The sequence below is a fragment of the Sanguibacter sp. TS_SC_8 genome (assembly GCF_055361235.1).
Map to the genome: position 1 here is coordinate 3,965,225 of NZ_CM143955.1, position 14,944 is coordinate 3,980,168.

A 14,944-nucleotide genomic window follows, 5' to 3' on the forward strand; every position below is an offset into this window, starting at 1 on the left:
GGCGCGGGCGGGCGGGAGAGGGCGGGCGGGAGAGGGCGGGCTGGCGGGAGCGGGCCGCTTCTGGATCTCGGAGATCGGGAGGACACTGGGTCGGTGACCACCACCGACCCCACAGCGCTGGCCGGACAGCACGTCCTCATCCCCCGGGCACCCGGGCGGGGCGGTGGCCTCGCCCGACTCGTCGAGGCCGCAGGCGGTGTCGCCGTGGTGGCTCCGCTGATCTCCCGGCGGGCCATCGACGGCGCCGCGCTCACCGCCCTGGACGACGCCGTCGCCCAGCTCGCCGGCGGAGCCTTCGCCTGGGTCGCCGTGACCAGCGTCAATGCGGTCGACGAGCTCGCTGTCTCGGCCCAGCGGGTCGAGGCGGATACGACGCGCGACGAAGGGTCCGCTGCGGCGCGGACCAGCGCCACGCCTGAGCGCCAGGCCGGGACCGGCGGCGAAGACGCCGACCGGTCCGGGGCGAGCTCGCCGTTGGGCCGCCTCGGAGCAGCCACCCGGTGGGCCGTGGTCGGACCGGCTACCGCTCGGGCGCTGGCCACGCACAACATCACCGCCGACCTCGTCGCACCGCAGAACTCCGCCACGGGCATTCTCGCCGTCTGGCCCGACGCCGGCCCCGTTGCGGCACCCGACGCCGGCCCCGTTGCGGCACCCGACGCCGCCCCCGCGCCCACCCCCACACACGCCCCCACCTCCGCCCCCCGCGTCCTGCTCCCCCTGGGCGACCTCGCCCGCCCGACCCTCGAGGACGGCCTGACCGCCCTCGGGTACACCCCGGTCCGGGTCACCGCCTACCGGACCGTCTCCCACCCCGCTCCCCCCGACGTCGTAGCGCGGTGGCGCGCGGGCGGCTTCGACGCCGTCGTGCTCACCTCCGGCAGCGTCGCCCGGGAGGTCGCCGACCAGCTCGGCGCCCGGCCGGACGTCCTGGCCGTCGCGATCGGCGAGCCGACACGGGACGCCGCCCGCGCCGTCGGGCAGCCGATCGCCGCGGTGGCCGACGCCGCGACAGACGACGCGCTCTTCGCGGCGCTGCTCGCCGCGGCCGGCACCACGACCGGCGACGCCGCCGGCACCACGACCAACACCACGACCGCCTCCCCGGCCCGCCTTTTGGACCGCGCGGACAACGCCGCGATAATCGATGCGGGAACAGCCCCCGCCACCCGCACCCGGGCTCTCCCTCACCCTCCGGAGGAACCATGACCCGTCCCCGCCGACTGCGCGCCACCCCCGCGCTGCGCGCCCTCGTCTCCGAGACCCGCCTGCACCCGCGCGACCTCGTGCTGCCGCTGTTCATCAAGGAGGGCGCGACCGAGCCCGCCGAGATCAGCTCCATGCCCGGGGTCGTCCACCACACCGAAGCTTCCCTCGCCGACGCGGTCCGCGAGGCGGCCGAGGCGCGGATCGGCGGCGTCATGCTCTTCGGGGTCCCCGTGGTGCGCGACGCGACCGGGACCGGCGCGGACGACCCGGACGGGATCCTCAACCGGGGCATCCGGATCGCCGCCGACGCCGCAGCAGGGCGCCTCGTCGTCATGGCCGACCTCTGCCTCGACGAGTTCACCGACCACGGCCACTGCGGCGTGCTCGACGCCCACGGCGGCGTCGACAACGACGCGACCCTGGACCGCTACGTCTCGATGGCGATCGCCCAGGCGAGCGCCGGCGCGACCGTCCTCGGACTGTCCGGGATGATGGACGGCCAGGTCGCGGCCGTGCGCGAGGGTCTGGACGCCTCGACCGCGAACAACGGCGGGCCCTTCATCGACACCGCGATCCTCGCCTATTCCGCGAAGTACGCCTCCGCCTTCTACGGCCCCTTCCGCGAGGCCGTGGAGTCGACCCTCGAGGGTGACCGGCGCACGTACCAGATGGACCCGGCGAACCGCCGCGAGGGTGGCCGCGAGACCGTCCTCGACCTGCTCGAGGGCGCCGACATCGTCATGGTCAAGCCCGCGATGAGCTACCTCGACGTGCTGGCCGACGTCGCCGCGCAGTCCGACGTGCCGGTCGCGGCCTACCAGGTCTCGGGTGAGTACGCGATGATCGAGGCGGCCGCCGCGAACGGCTGGATCAACCGCCGCGCCGCGATCGAGGAGTCCGTGCTGGGCATCAAGCGCGCCGGCGCGGACATCATCCTCACCTACTGGGCCACCGAGCTCGCCGGCTGGCTCCGCTAGCCCTCGCCGCCTTCCTCCCCCACCCCCCGCGGATTGGACCTCACATGCACGACGACGCAGCGAACCACCTGGCCTTCGAGCGAGCTCAGGGTGTGCTGCCCGGCGGGGTGAACTCCCCCGTCCGCGCGTACCGGGCGGTGGGCGGCGACCCGCGGTTCATCGCGTCGGCGTCGGGTCCCTACATCCGGGACGTCGCCGGCAACGAGTACGTCGACCTCGTCTGCTCGTGGGGTCCGGCGCTGCTCGGGCACGCCCACCCGGCCGTCGTCGCCGCCGTCCAGGAGGCTGCCGCGCGCGGGCTGTCCTTCGGCGCACCCACCCTGGGCGAGGTGGAGCTGGCCGAGGAGATCCGACGTCGGGTCCCGGCGGCCGAGCGGGTCCGCCTGGTCTCGACCGGGACCGAGGCGACGATGACCGCGGTGCGCCTGGCGCGCGGGGTCACCGGTCGCCCGCTGATCGTCAAGTTCGCCGGCTGCTATCACGGGCACGTCGACTCCCTGCTCGCCGAGGCGGGCTCCGGGGTCGCCACGCAGGCGCTGCCCGGCTCGGCCGGGGTCACCGAGGCGACCGCTGCCGAGACGCTCGTGCTGCCCTACAACGACCTCGGCGCGGTCGAGGAGGCCTTCGCCCAGCACGGCTCGCAGATCGCCGCGGTCATCACCGAGGCGGCGCCGGCGAACATGGGGATCGTGCCGCCCGCGCTGGGGTTCAACGAAGGGCTGCGCCGGATCACGTCCGCGCACGGTGCGCTGCTCATCCTCGACGAGGTGCTCACCGGCTTCCGGGTGAGCGCGAGCGGCTGGTGGGGGTACGAGAACTCGACCCTGGGCGCGAGCTACACCCCGGACCTGTTCACCTTCGGCAAGGTCGTCGGCGGTGGGATGCCGGTCGCCGCGATCGGCGGGCCGGCCGTGCTGCTCGACGAGCTCGCCCCGCTCGGCCCCGTCTACCAGGCCGGCACGTTGTCCGGGAACCCGGTCGCCGTGGCGGCCGGGCTCGCGACCCTCCACGCCGCCGACGCGCGCGTCTACGCCCGGGTCGATGCCGTGGCCGACGTCATCGGCGCGGCCGTCTCGACCGCGCTGCACGCCGAGGGCGTGGCCCACCGGGTGCAGTACTCGGGCAGCCTCTTCTCGGTCATGTTCGGCGAGTTCGCCGAGGCCACCGGCGTCCACACCTACGCCCAGGTGCAGGCCTCGGACACCTTCCGGTACCCGGCCTTCTTCCACGCCATGCTCGACGCCGGGGTGTCCCTGCCGCCGTCGGTCTTCGAGGCGTGGTTCGTCTCGGCCGCCCACGACGACACCGCCGTGGGGAAGATCCTCGAGGCGCTGCCGGGGGCGGCGAAGGCAGCAGCTGCGGCGCGGCGCTAGAGGAGCGGTCGTCCGCGACCTGGGCCCTCTACGGGCTTTGCACGAGGAAGGGCACGATCACTCGCAGCGTGAAGTCCTGGAGATAGGCGGTCGCGATGCCGCTCGCCGACGCATCGAGAAGGACGGGGGCGAAGAGGGCCCCACGATGAGGTGAGGGAGGCGAGCGCCGATCAGTCGCCACGAACTCTCCTTAGCGAGACGATTGCGTATCGACAATCCGACGCGATACGGGCCGGCGAGCTCCACCGACCGGCTCTCGGTGGAGCTCGCCGATCGCTCAGAACTGTGCTCGACGGACCGGCTGGTCCGCGATCACGCGACCAGTCCGACGAGCGTGGCGGTGACCGCGACAGCGACCACCACCGTGTCGGCGGCGACGCCAGCTCTGCGCTGCTCACCATCGGCGCGGACCCGCGTGACAATCGCACCAGCCATCAGCAGGACGACGCCCAGTGTTGCGACGAGCCCGACCGTCGGCATCCAGATGCCCACCAGGAGACCGGCCACGACTACGAGCTCGAAGGCGCCGATCATCGTCCATACGGTCGCTGCGACGGCGAGGCTGTCGCGGATCTGGTGCGAGGACGGCAGGCCGGCGAGCTTGCCGGCCCCCGTCGACAGGAACAGCAGCGCCAGCACGACGCTGAGGATGATCCTGGTGACCTCCACCGACTACCCGATACCGACGAGGGCGGCGCTGCGTTCCCAGAGCCCGTCGACGAGGGCGTCGTCGAGCGCTTGCGGGTTGACCTTGGTGGTGAGCTTCTGCTTGTCGTAGTACGCCCCGGGCCGCCAGGTGACCCCGGGGGTCCCCTCGACGAAGAAGGTGAGGTTAGCCCCGCCCTTGTCGGCGCTGATGAGGTTGAGCCTCTTCAGCGGCGTCTGGTAGATGAAGCGCATGACGCTCGTGGTGTCGGAAGCGAAGTTCGTCGCGACGTTGCCCGGGTGGAAGGCCACCGCCGAGATGCCCTGGTCCCGGTATCGGGCCTGGAGCCCGCGCACGTGGAGGATGTTGGCGAGCTTCCCATCCCCATACGCCTTGTTCGCACTGAACTTCTTGTCGTTGTCCAGGTCATCGAGGTCGAGGTGGCCGAAGAGCCGGTTGGCGACGCTCGACGTGTTGACCACGCCGACCTGGCCATCCGCGCCGGCCCGGAGCTCGTCGAGAAGGAGCTCAGTGAGGAGGAACGGCGCGAGATGGTTGACCTGGAAGGTCTTCTCGTTGCCGTCCACGGTCTTGGTGGGATCGCCGAACAGGCCTCCGGCATTGTTGGCCAGGACGTCGAGCCCCGCGCCGTCGAGCTCGGCCCGCACCTCGTCGGCCAGGCGCCTGACGTCGTCAAGCCGGGTGTAGTCGGCGACGAACCCCTTCGCGCCGGTCTCGCGGGCGACGGCGTCGACCTTCTCCCGCGAGCGGCCGGTGATGAGCACGCGGTGCCCGCGGGCGGCGAGCTGGCGGGCAGATGCGGCGCCGATCCCATCGGAAGCGCCGGTGATGAGGACAGTCTTCACGGTCGCCACGGTGCTACTTGCCTTCGGCAAGCAGGGCCACGGGGGCCCACTCGGCCAACTCGGTGAGACGCTCGTTGAGGAGGTGCGGGACGGCCTGCGTGGCCATCTCGCCGAAGAGCACGCGCCGCGGCGCGGTCTCGGCGTCGACGACCTTGAGGATCGCGGCGCCGAATCCGACGGGCTTGGGCTGCACTGTGCTGGCCCGCTGCGCCACCATCCCGGCGTGCAGCTGGGCGTACTGAGGCTGCGCGTCGGCGACGACAGCGGATGCGGTGGACCAGTCGGTGTCGAACCCGCCGGGCTCGACGAGGGTGACCTTGATCCCGAAGCCGGCGACCTCCTGCGCGAGGGAGTCGGAGAGAGCTTCAAGGGCCCACTTGGAGGCGTGGTAGCCACCGAGATCGGGGAAGGCGACGAGGCCACCGATGGAAGAGATCTGGATGATGTGGCCGGACCCCTGCTCGCGCAGGATCGGAAGGACTGCCTGGGTGACGTGCAGAACACCGAAGAGGTTCACGTCCAGCTGGTCACGGAGCTGCTGGTCGGTGATTTCTTCCACTGCACCGAAGAGCCCATAGCCCGCGTTGTTGATCACGACGTCCAGGTGCCCGAAGGTCTCGTGGGCGGCCTTCACTGCGGCGAAGACCTGGTCGCGATCGGTGACATCGAGCCGGATCGGAAGGACGGCATCGCCGTACTCCTCGACCAGGTCGGAGAGGGTGTCGGTGTTGCGGGCGGTAGCTGCGACCTTGTCGCCTCGCTCGAGGGCGGCGAGGACGAACTCCCGACCGAAGCCCTTGGACGACCCAGTGACGAACCACACTCTGCTCATGGTGCTCTCCTCCATCTACGGACGCCGCTCGACGTCACATGAGCAACCATATGCCGTGAGTGACACTCGGTGTCAAGTTCGCGCCCAAGGGGTATGCTGAGGGCATGTCCGACGCGATCCCCCAGTCCATCCGCGAGCGAACTCGCCGTCTCGCCCAGACCGAGCTCACCGTCGTCGCCCAAGACCTCTTTCTCGAGCACGGCTACGAGGACACGACCGTCGACCAGATCGCGGCCGCCGCCGGCATGTCCAAGCGCACGTTCTTTCGCTACTTCGCCTCGAAGGACGACCTGGTCATCGGCAAGTACGACCTCTTTGGCGACAGGCTCGCCGAAGCCCTTGACGCCCGACCAGCTGGCGAACCTGTCTGGGAGTCCTTGCGGCGCATGTTCGACCTCGCCCTGGACTATGTGCAAGATGACCACACGCGGGCGCGCAACGACGCGATGGAACGCATCGTGCGCGGCAGCGCCCAGCTGAACGCCCGCTACCTCGAGAAGATGCAACGCGTGCAGGAGATTCTCGTGGGGCGGGTCGCCATCCGGCTGGCTGGTCAGAAGACGGTGCCGAACGACCCAAGACCCGCGGCCATCGTCGGCGCCGCCTTCGCATGCATGCAGGCGGCCCGGACTGCCTGGCTCGAATCGAACCAGAGCCAGCCCTTCGGCGAATACCTCGACAACGCCATGGCGACATTCCGCGTCACATAGCGTGGCGGTCTCTCGGGTCGGTGAGCACTGCCGCTCACGTCCCTGTGCGCCCCGGCCCGACAGGCCCGGTGAGCGCTCCCGCAGGCTCCTTGAGCTCGATCATGATCACGTGCGTGGGCGTCTGGCCGATGTTCTCTCCGGTGTGCACCTGAGCCGGCAGCCAGCGCACCTCGCCGGCGCTGAGACCGATCTCGACCGCGTGGCCGTCCGTGGAGATCCGGCGGGTGAAGTCGGTCAGCGCGCACAGCACCGAGTCGGGGTGGTGGTGGGGTTCGGTCCGGTCGCCCGGGACGTCTCGGTACTCAAGCACCCGCACTCGGTCGTTCTCGAAGACGACGTGGTAGAGCTCGGGATTCGTGGCGGTCGGGTCGCGGTCCATGGTCACCTCGCTGGCTCTGGGCCTGCGTCGGCAGCCCCACGTTCCAGCATGGCATCGCACTCCGACAAGGAGGGCTCGATTGTGGTGCGTTTGTGGGTGATTGGACGGGTGAGATGCCGGGTGGCTACATCTCCAGCTCGGCGCTCTCCAGTGCAGCGGCTCGCTTGCCCAGGCTGCGGATCTGCAGGCCGAGCGCGATGAGGACGAGGCCGATGATCACGGCGTAGATGCCGATGATCCAGATGATCGTGGTCAGGCCGGCGCTCGGCTGGGCGATGATGAGGATGCCGAAGGCGAAGGAGATGAGGCCGGCGAGCACGCCCCAGCCCCACCCGCTGCCCTCGACCGAGCGCAGCAGGAAGCTCACGACGAACTGGACGATGCCCACGAGGATCGACCAGATCGCCACGAGGTAGATGAGCACGGTCGTGGTCTGGCCGGGCCAGACGAGCACCACCAGACCGAGGATCGCCGTCATCGCACCGATCATGATCCGCAGCCCGGCGCCGCCGTACGCGCGGTAGCGGATCCCGTCGATGATCCCGACCACGCCGTCGACCAGCGCGAAGACCCCGACGACCATGGCGAGCGCGACCGCCGTGTTGATCGGGGAGGCCATCGCGACGATGCCGAAGATCACCGCGATCACCCCGCGGACCACCGGCCAGTACCAGACCTGCTTGGCGAGAGCGGAGAAGGACGGGAAGTAGGACTGGGACATGAGGCGCTCCTGTCGGGTTTCGCGGTCAGCGCGCCACCGGTGTGGCTCCCTCGATCTTGGCGCGCCCGACCTCGTCACGCACGACGAGCGTCGTCACTGGTCACGCCGGTCCCACGACCTCTCTCGCTGCTTGGCCGCGTTGCTGCCCGCCCAGCGGAAGATCACGAGCATGACGACCAACCACAGCACGAGCCGGAGCACCGAGCTCGCGCCGGGGAAGACGACTCGCAGGACCAGGCTCACCAGCAGGGAGAGGATCAGCGAGATCGCCACGGAGGTGCCCGGGGTCACCCGGGTACCGTCGTCGGACAGGCCGAAGTATGCAGCGATCGTCTTCACGCGCCGAACGCTACGCCCGCAGCAGCCGGCCATCAACCGTCCGAGAAGGTCCCACACGAGGAAATACCCACGGGGGGTATTGTGTTGACGAGGACGGACGATGACCTCGAGGAGGCGCCCCATGGCCGGATACACCGGGAGCAAAGAGGACTACCTCAAGCGCCTGCGGCGCGTCGAGGGACAGGTCCGTGGCATCGCCCGGATGGTCGACGACGACACCTACTGCATCGACGTGCTCACCCAGATCTCCGCGGTCACCCGGGCCCTGCAGGCCGTGAGCATCGGGCTCGTCGAAGACCACCTGAGCCACTGCGTCGTGCACGCGGCACAGTCCTCCGACGAGGAAGGGCAGGCGAAGGTCCGCGAGGCGGCCGAAGCGATCGCCCGCCTCGTCCGCAGCTGACCCACCCCCCATCAGCGACACCCACCCACAAGGAGAACCACCATGCCAGTTGTCACCACCCTCTCCGTCGCCGGCATGACCTGCGGCCACTGCGTGTCCTCCGTGACCAACGAGTTGGAGACGGTCGCCGGCGTCGAGCACGTCAGCGTCGAGCTCCGCACGCAGGCCCCCTCCGAGGTCACCGTGCTCTCGCACGAGACCCTCGACGAGGCCGCGGTGCGCGCTGCGGTCGTCGAGGCCGGCTACGAGGTCGGCGGGTACGACGTCGTCGTCGACGCCATCGCCGAGCAGGGACGCGACTTCAACGACCAGCGCGAAGAGTACGCGGCGGGGCACCCGAAGGCCTGAGCGGCACACCGGTCCACCACCCGCCCTAGACGGGACGCAGGTCCCGGCCGGGGATACCCTAGGGGGGTATGGTGAAGGCATGCCTCGCCCGCTTGGACACCCCCGCTCACCCTTGGAGCACTCATGACAGAACACCTCACCCACCAGGTCCCCCCGACGGAGATCGACCTCGCGGTCGAAGGGATGACGTGTGCGTCGTGCGTCGCCCGGGTCGAGAAGCGCCTCAACCAGGTCCCCGGGGTCGTGGCCACCGTCAACCTGCCGCTCGAGTCCGCGCACGTTGTCACGTCCGCCGACGTCGACGACGCCGCGCTCGTCGCCGCCGTCAAGAAGGCCGGATACGACGCCCGGGTGACCGGGCGCCGGGCGCCGAAGGCTGACGCTCCGGCTGCCCCCGCGGGCACGCACGCAGCCGCCCCCGCTCCCGAAGCCGCTCACGACACCGCGGCCGGCCACACCGACCGCGGGCACGCAGAGACGCCCCGCACCGACCTCGAGGCAGCGCTCTCGGGCCACTCGATGGCCGAGGGGCACGCCATGGTCGACGACGAGGACACCTCCGCCCCAACCCCCGACCGCGGGGCCGACCTGCGGCGCCGGCTCGTCGTCGCGGCCGTCCTGGCCCTGCCCGTCGTCGCGATCTCGATGATCCCCGCGCTGCAGTTCGACGGCTGGCAGTGGGTCGTCGCGGCCCTGGCCCTGCCCGTCGTCACCTGGTCCGCGTGGCCCTTCCACAAGGCCGCGTTCCGGGCCGGGCGGCACGGCGCCTCGACGATGGACACCCTCGTCTCGGTCGGCGTCATCGCCGCGACCACGTGGTCGCTGTGGGCGCTGATCTTCGGCGGCGCCGGCGAGATCGGCATGCAGATGACCCCGTCGCTCTTCCCCGGGGCCGAGCACGCGGACTCCGCCGCCCCCGAGCTGTACTTCGAGGTCGCCGCGGTGGTGACCACGTTCCTGCTGGCCGGTCGCTACGCCGAGCACCGCTCGCGGCGTCGGGCAGGCGACGCCCTGCGCTCCCTGCTCGCCCTCGGGGCGAAGGACGCGACGCTCGTGACCACCGAGGGCGGACGCCGCGTGACCACGCGCGTGCCGATCGACTCCCTCGCCGTCGGCGACCTCTTCGCGGTCACCCCCGGGGAGAAGGTGGCCACCGACGGTCTGGTCGTCGAAGGCACCAGCGCGATCGACGCCTCGCTGCTCACCGGTGAGTCGATGCCGGTCGACGTCCGCCCCGGCGACCCGGTCACCGGCGCCACCGTCAACACCTCCGGCCACCTCGTGGTCCAGGCCACCCGCGTCGGGGAGGAGACCACCCTGGCCCAGATCGGCCGGCTCGTCTCTGCCGCCCAGACCGGCAAGGCCCCGGTCCAGCGCCTGGCCGACCGCATCTCCGCGGTGTTCGTCCCGATCGTCTTCGTCCTCGCGATCGCCACCTTCGCGGCGTGGATGGTGTGGGGACCATCCGCCCAGGCAGCCTTCACCGCCTCCGTCGCGGTGCTCATCATCGCGTGCCCCTGCGCCCTCGGGCTGGCCACCCCGACCGCCCTGCTCGTGGGCACCGGGCGCGGCGCCCAGCTCGGCATCCTCATCAAGGGCCCGGAGATCCTCGAGTCCACCCGCCGCGTCGACACGATCGTGCTCGACAAGACCGGGACCGTGACCCAGGGTCGGATGGCCGTGGAGTCCGTCGTCGGGCACCCGGACACGCTGCGCCTGGCCGGTGCGGTCGAGGCGCTCAGCGAGCACCCGATCGCCCAGGCGATCGCGGCCGCCGCAGTGCCCGACGCCGCACCGGCCGGCCCTGCGCTGGCCGACGCCGCGCACTCACCCGCACAGGCGACCCACGGGGCCGACGGCGTGCGCATCGGCTCCGACCAGGTGCTCGAGTTCTCCAGCGCGCCGGGCGGCGGGGTGTCCGGGACGGTGCGGACCGCGCACTCCGGGCTGGACCTGTCGACCCGGATCCTGGTGGGTCGGCCCGGCTGGCTCGCCGAGCAGGGCGTGGACTTCCCCGCGGCCGACGGGTCGTCCGCCGAGCTGGTCAGCGCCTTCGACGACGCGGAGTCCTCTGGGGCGACCGCGGTCGTGGCGGCGTGGAACGGCGTCGCGCGCGGCGTGATCGTGCTGCGCGACCCGGTCAAGGAGACCTCGGCCGAGGCGATCGCGCAGCTGACCGGGCTCGGGCTGCGCCCGATGCTCCTCACCGGGGACAACCTCGGCGCGGCCCGGGTGGCTGCGCGCGCCGTCGGCATCAACGAGGCCGACGTGTTCGCCCAGGTGCTCCCGCAGGAGAAGGCCTTGGTCGTCGCGCGACTGCGGGCCGAGGGGCGCGTGGTCGCGATGGTCGGCGACGGCGTCAACGACGCCGCCGCGCTCGCCGGGGCGGACCTCGGGCTCGCGATGGGCACCGGGACCGACGTCGCGATCGAGGCGAGCGACATCACCCTGGTGCGCGGGGACCTGCGCAGCGCGGCGACGGCGATCCGGCTCTCGCGGCGCACCCTGGCCGTCATCAAGCAGAACCTGTTCTGGGCCTTCGCCTACAACGTCGCGGCGATCCCGCTCGCGGCGGCCGGGCTGCTCAACCCGATGATCGCCGGGGCCGCGATGGCCGCGAGCTCGGTCATCGTCGTCGGCAACTCCCTGCGCCTGCGCAACGCCGCCTGACCGACCGGCCCGGGGCCGGCCAACCCCGGCCTGGGCCGGACCGGACCGGTCCCGCTCCGACCCCGGCCCCCCTCCAACCCCGGCCGGCTCCGCCGCTGGGTGCACGGTTCCCGCCCCAATTCAGCTGGGCAAAGTCAAGTAGTCAGGACAACGGGGTGGGCTATGCCGCCAGCAGCAGGTCGTTGAGGCGGTTGGCGGGGGTGTCGAGGTTGAGGGTGGGGCGGGGCCGGCGGTTGAGCTTGGCGGCGACCTGGCGGAGGTCGTCGGGGGTGTGAACGGACAGGTCTGAGCCTTTCTCGAACCAGAACCGCAGGAGCCGGTTGGTGTTCTCGTTGGTGCCCCGCTGCCAGGGCGAGTGGGGGTTGCAGAAGTACAGCTGCAGGTCCAGGGCCGTCTGGATCTGGGCGTACTGGGCCAGCTCGGTTCCGCGGTCCCAGGTGATCGAGCGGCGCAGGTGGTCAGGGAGGTCCTTCATCTCCTCGATCATCGCAGCCGCGACCGTCTCGGCGGTGTGGTCACCGGGCAGGTGCAGCAGGATCGTGAACCGCGTGGCCCGCTCCACCAGGGTCCCGATCGCGGTCCCGTCGCACCCGATGATCAGGTCCCCTTCCCAGTGCCCCGGGACCGCCCGGTCCTGGACCTCGGCGGGCCGGTCGCTGATCTTCAACGCGTCCTTGTAGGGGCTGTTGTTGGGCCGGGTGTCGATGTTGGGGACGCGTCTGCGGCGCTTCAACGAGAGGTTCTTTGCCAGGTCGGCCCGCAGACTCCCGCGGGTCTGGACGTAGAGGGCTTGGTAGATCGTCTCGTGACTCACCTGCATAGTCTCGTCGCCGGCGAAGTGGAACTCCAGCATCGACGAGATGAGCTTCGGGCTCCACCCGTCGTCCATCCAGACCGCGATCAAGTCGCACAACGGCGCGTTGTCGACGAGCTTGAGGGCCTTGGGGCGCCGGCGCTCCTGGAAGGCCTTGCGATGGGCGACCGAGGCGTAGTAGACGCCGTCGGGGCTGGTGTTGCGCTTGACCTCCCGCCAGATCACCGACTTGTTGCGACCCGCGAGCCGGGCGATCTTGGCGTAGCTCCAGCCGTCATGCAGGCCCGCCTGGATCATGCCGCGCTCGGCCAGCGTCACCTCCCGGCCCCCAGGCTCAGCAGGAGGAACCGGACCGGGCAAACCACCAGTGGCACCACGCGAGATCTCCATGCCACCAGACTGAGCCCACCACCTCGAGCCACTGGCCGGATGAGCCCCGACACGCTGAGCAGCGACCTGAACGGACACCCCCGAACACACCAGATCCACGAACTTCGTCCGAGTCCCAGCAGGGAACAACTTGACCATCACACGCTCCATTCAGACGAGCGTTGCTCTGACCATATGACTTTGCCGCTGAAAACGGGGCGGGAACCGTGCACCCATCGCGGGCGAGGGGGTGGGAGTTGGCTCGTCTGTTCCGGATCCGTGGGGCTGAGCCCTTGACGTGCGCGTTTGCGGTCCCTACTGTCTACATCGTTGTACTACATCGATGTAGATCCGGGTCGACGACGACCACGAAAGAACGGAACGTGCATGAGACAGCGTCTCGGGCGGCAAGCCGCCGCCCTCTTCACCGCAGCAGCCCTCGCACTCAGCTCCACCGCCGTGATGTCCGCCGCCGCGGCGGCACCGTCCCCCGCCGGACGCGCGCCCGCAGTCGTGGCAGCTGCGCCGGGCGACCCGATCATCGACCCGACGGGCGGCAAGACGGTCGTCGGCCAGACCTCGCCGATCCACGACCCGGCCCTCATCATCGACGACGACGGCACCTGGTATGTGTACTCGACGGGGCGGATCAACCGTGAGAACGGTGGCACCATCCAGATCGCGACGTCGACCGACAGCGGCACCACCTGGACCTACGCCGGGACAGTCTGGGACACCATCCCCACCTGGATCGACGAGCACTTCGCCGGCGAGACGCCCCCGGAGAACCTGTGGGCACCGGAGATCTACGAGAACGACGGCACCTTCTACCTCTACTACTCCGCGTCGGTGTTCGGTGAGGCCAACTCCATCACCGCCCTCGCCACGAACACGACCCTCGACCCCGCCGACCCCGACTACGAGTGGGTCGACCAGGGCCTGGTCATCTCCTCCCCCGTCACCGGGCTCGCCGGTGACATGAAGTTCAACGCGATCGACGCCGGGATCGTCGAGGACGAGGCAGGCAACCCCTTCATGGCGATCGGGTCCTTCTGGTACGGGATCTTCCTCGTCCCGCTCGAGTGGCCGACCGGCAAGCCGGTCGCCGACTGGCAGTCGCAGACCGTGCAGATCGCGGACCGCTACATGGCCGGCAACCCGATCGAGGCGCCGTACATCATGAAGCGGGACGGTTTCTACTACCTCTTCGTCTCCTTCGGCAACTGCTGCCAGGGTGAGAACTCCACCTACCAGGTGGCGGTCGGCCGCTCGACCACGGTCGACGGTCCGTACGTCGACATGGAGGGCGACAACCTGGTCGGCGGCGGTGGCACGATCATCCTCAGCGAGCACGGGGCGATGGTCGGCCCGGGCGGGCAGTCCCTCTTCGGCGACTACCTCGCCTTCCACTACTACGACGCCTCGAACGAGGCCATCCCCTACTTCCCGACCCTGGGCATCCAGAAGCTCGCGTGGGTCGACGGCTGGCCGGTGGCTGACCAGAGCGTCGCTCTGCCCGCACTGACGATCGAGCCCGCCGCCACGAGCGCCGTCGCCGGGGCGCCCGCCGCGTTCACACTCACCGCGACCGGTTCACCCGCGCCCGTCGCCGAGTGGGAGACCTCCTCCGACGCCGGCACGACATGGGTTGCGGTCTCCCCGCAGCCGGTGACGACCCCGACAGTCGCAGGCGTCATGTCGACGCTGACCTTCGCGGCCGTCGCACCGGAGCAGGACGGACTGCTCGTTCGCGCCCGGGTGTCCAACGCCCACGGCTCCACGACCACCGCGACCGCGGCCCTGACAGTCACGGCGGTCGAGGTCGGCGGCGACGGGACCACCGGTCCCGGCGACGGTGGCACCACCACCCCAGGGACGGGCGGGGCCGTCAACCCGGGCACCGGTACGCAGCCACCCGCCGCCGCCGCTCCAGTCACCCCGGTCATCGCCGGCGGCCCGGGAACCTCGACGGCTCTGCCGACCACCGACGGATCGGTCGTCGCCGGCACGTCCGCTCTGGCCCGGACCGGGAGCGAGGCACCCCAGATCCTGCTGGCCGCCCTGGCCCTCACGCTGATCGGCGCAGCGGCAGTCGCCGTCACCCGACACCGTCGGATCGGCGCCTGACCACACCCAGGCCTGCTCCACCTAGGCCCGCTGCACCTGGGCCTGCTCCACGCGGGCCCGCTTCACCCGGGCCTGCTTCACCCGGGTCTGCTTCACCTGGGCCGAGCCACCACTCCGGCTCGAGCCCAGAGGTGCACGCCCTCCGCCCTGTCCCGACCACC

General features: G+C 70.9%; 15 protein-coding genes. 8 read left to right on the top strand and 7 right to left on the bottom strand.

From position 1 onward, the window contains the following. Positions 1 to 93: 93 nt before the first annotated feature. The 3 genes from ACWA15_RS17840 to hemL are packed head-to-tail and all read left to right on the top strand — an operon-like array spanning position 94 to position 3,559. Positions 94 to 1,209 carry a uroporphyrinogen-III synthase gene (locus ACWA15_RS17840; RefSeq protein WP_464056968.1) on the top strand — a complete coding sequence of 372 codons (1,116 nt, stop codon included), beginning with the start codon at positions 94 to 96 and terminating at the stop codon, positions 1,207 to 1,209. Next, positions 1,206 to 2,186: a porphobilinogen synthase gene (gene hemB, locus ACWA15_RS17845; protein ID WP_464056970.1), complete on the top strand. Its 981-nt coding sequence runs from the start codon at positions 1,206 to 1,208 to the stop codon at positions 2,184 to 2,186. Before ACWA15_RS17840 ends, hemB begins: the two co-directional genes overlap by 4 nt. Positions 2,187 to 2,230: 44 nt before the next feature. Then, positions 2,231 to 3,559: a glutamate-1-semialdehyde 2,1-aminomutase gene (hemL, locus tag ACWA15_RS17850; RefSeq protein WP_464056971.1), complete on the top strand. Its 1,329-nt coding sequence runs from the start codon at positions 2,231 to 2,233 to the stop codon at positions 3,557 to 3,559. 312 nt (positions 3,560 to 3,871) lie between these two features. On the opposite strand, the gene ACWA15_RS17855 is transcribed toward hemL, so the two are convergent. The 3 genes from ACWA15_RS17855 to ACWA15_RS17865 are packed head-to-tail and all read right to left on the bottom strand — an operon-like array spanning position 3,872 to position 5,903. Beyond that, the gene (locus ACWA15_RS17855; RefSeq protein WP_464056972.1) at positions 3,872 to 4,228 is read right to left on the bottom strand and encodes a DoxX family protein; all 357 of its coding nucleotides are present in this window, start codon (positions 4,226 to 4,228) and stop codon (positions 3,872 to 3,874) included. Positions 4,229 to 4,231: 3 nt separating this feature from the next. Beyond that, complete coding sequence (locus tag ACWA15_RS17860; RefSeq protein ID WP_464056974.1) at positions 4,232 to 5,071, bottom strand: SDR family NAD(P)-dependent oxidoreductase; 840 nt, start codon at positions 5,069 to 5,071, stop codon at positions 4,232 to 4,234. Between the two features lie 13 nt (positions 5,072 to 5,084). Beyond that, positions 5,085 to 5,903, bottom strand: coding sequence for an SDR family NAD(P)-dependent oxidoreductase (locus ACWA15_RS17865; RefSeq protein ID WP_464056976.1), 819 nt, complete (start codon positions 5,901 to 5,903; stop codon positions 5,085 to 5,087). A gap of 104 nt (positions 5,904 to 6,007) precedes the next feature. Between ACWA15_RS17865 and ACWA15_RS17870 the strand changes: the two genes are divergently transcribed. After that, positions 6,008 to 6,613: a TetR family transcriptional regulator gene (locus ACWA15_RS17870; RefSeq protein ID WP_464056978.1), complete on the top strand. Its 606-nt coding sequence runs from the start codon at positions 6,008 to 6,010 to the stop codon at positions 6,611 to 6,613. Positions 6,614 to 6,647: 34 nt separating this feature from the next. Here ACWA15_RS17870 and ACWA15_RS17875 read toward each other — a convergent pair whose 3' ends face one another. The 3 genes from ACWA15_RS17875 to ACWA15_RS17885 form a co-directional block, all read right to left on the bottom strand. Beyond that, positions 6,648 to 6,992 carry a cupin domain-containing protein gene (locus ACWA15_RS17875; protein ID WP_464056979.1) on the bottom strand — a complete coding sequence of 115 codons (345 nt, stop codon included), beginning with the start codon at positions 6,990 to 6,992 and terminating at the stop codon, positions 6,648 to 6,650. A gap of 124 nt (positions 6,993 to 7,116) precedes the next feature. Then, positions 7,117 to 7,713: an HdeD family acid-resistance protein gene (locus tag ACWA15_RS17880; protein ID WP_464056981.1), complete on the bottom strand. Its 597-nt coding sequence runs from the start codon at positions 7,711 to 7,713 to the stop codon at positions 7,117 to 7,119. 93 nt (positions 7,714 to 7,806) lie between these two features. After that, on the bottom strand, positions 7,807 to 8,052 hold the full coding sequence (locus ACWA15_RS17885) for a hypothetical protein (RefSeq protein WP_464056982.1): 246 nt from the start codon (positions 8,050 to 8,052) through the stop codon (positions 7,807 to 7,809). A 121-nt stretch (positions 8,053 to 8,173) separates the two neighbouring features. Here ACWA15_RS17885 and ACWA15_RS17890 point away from each other — a divergent pair, with 121 nt between their 5' ends. From ACWA15_RS17890 to ACWA15_RS17900, 3 genes are all read left to right on the top strand, one after another. Next, the gene (locus ACWA15_RS17890) at positions 8,174 to 8,455 is read left to right on the top strand and encodes a metal-sensitive transcriptional regulator (RefSeq protein WP_464056983.1); all 282 of its coding nucleotides are present in this window, start codon (positions 8,174 to 8,176) and stop codon (positions 8,453 to 8,455) included. 42 nt (positions 8,456 to 8,497) lie between these two features. Beyond that, positions 8,498 to 8,803, top strand: coding sequence for a heavy-metal-associated domain-containing protein (locus tag ACWA15_RS17895; protein WP_464056984.1), 306 nt, complete (start codon positions 8,498 to 8,500; stop codon positions 8,801 to 8,803). A 123-nt stretch (positions 8,804 to 8,926) separates the two neighbouring features. Further along, positions 8,927 to 11,473 carry a heavy metal translocating P-type ATPase gene (locus ACWA15_RS17900; protein WP_464056986.1) on the top strand — a complete coding sequence of 849 codons (2,547 nt, stop codon included), beginning with the start codon at positions 8,927 to 8,929 and terminating at the stop codon, positions 11,471 to 11,473. A gap of 160 nt (positions 11,474 to 11,633) precedes the next feature. Here ACWA15_RS17900 and ACWA15_RS17905 read toward each other — a convergent pair whose 3' ends face one another. After that, positions 11,634 to 12,815: an IS30 family transposase gene (locus ACWA15_RS17905; RefSeq protein WP_464056987.1), complete on the bottom strand. Its 1,182-nt coding sequence runs from the start codon at positions 12,813 to 12,815 to the stop codon at positions 11,634 to 11,636. 228 nt (positions 12,816 to 13,043) lie between these two features. Here ACWA15_RS17905 and ACWA15_RS17910 point away from each other — a divergent pair, with 228 nt between their 5' ends. Beyond that, positions 13,044 to 14,783, top strand: coding sequence for an arabinan endo-1,5-alpha-L-arabinosidase (locus ACWA15_RS17910; protein WP_464056988.1), 1,740 nt, complete (start codon positions 13,044 to 13,046; stop codon positions 14,781 to 14,783). Positions 14,784 to 14,944 lie beyond the last annotated feature (161 nt).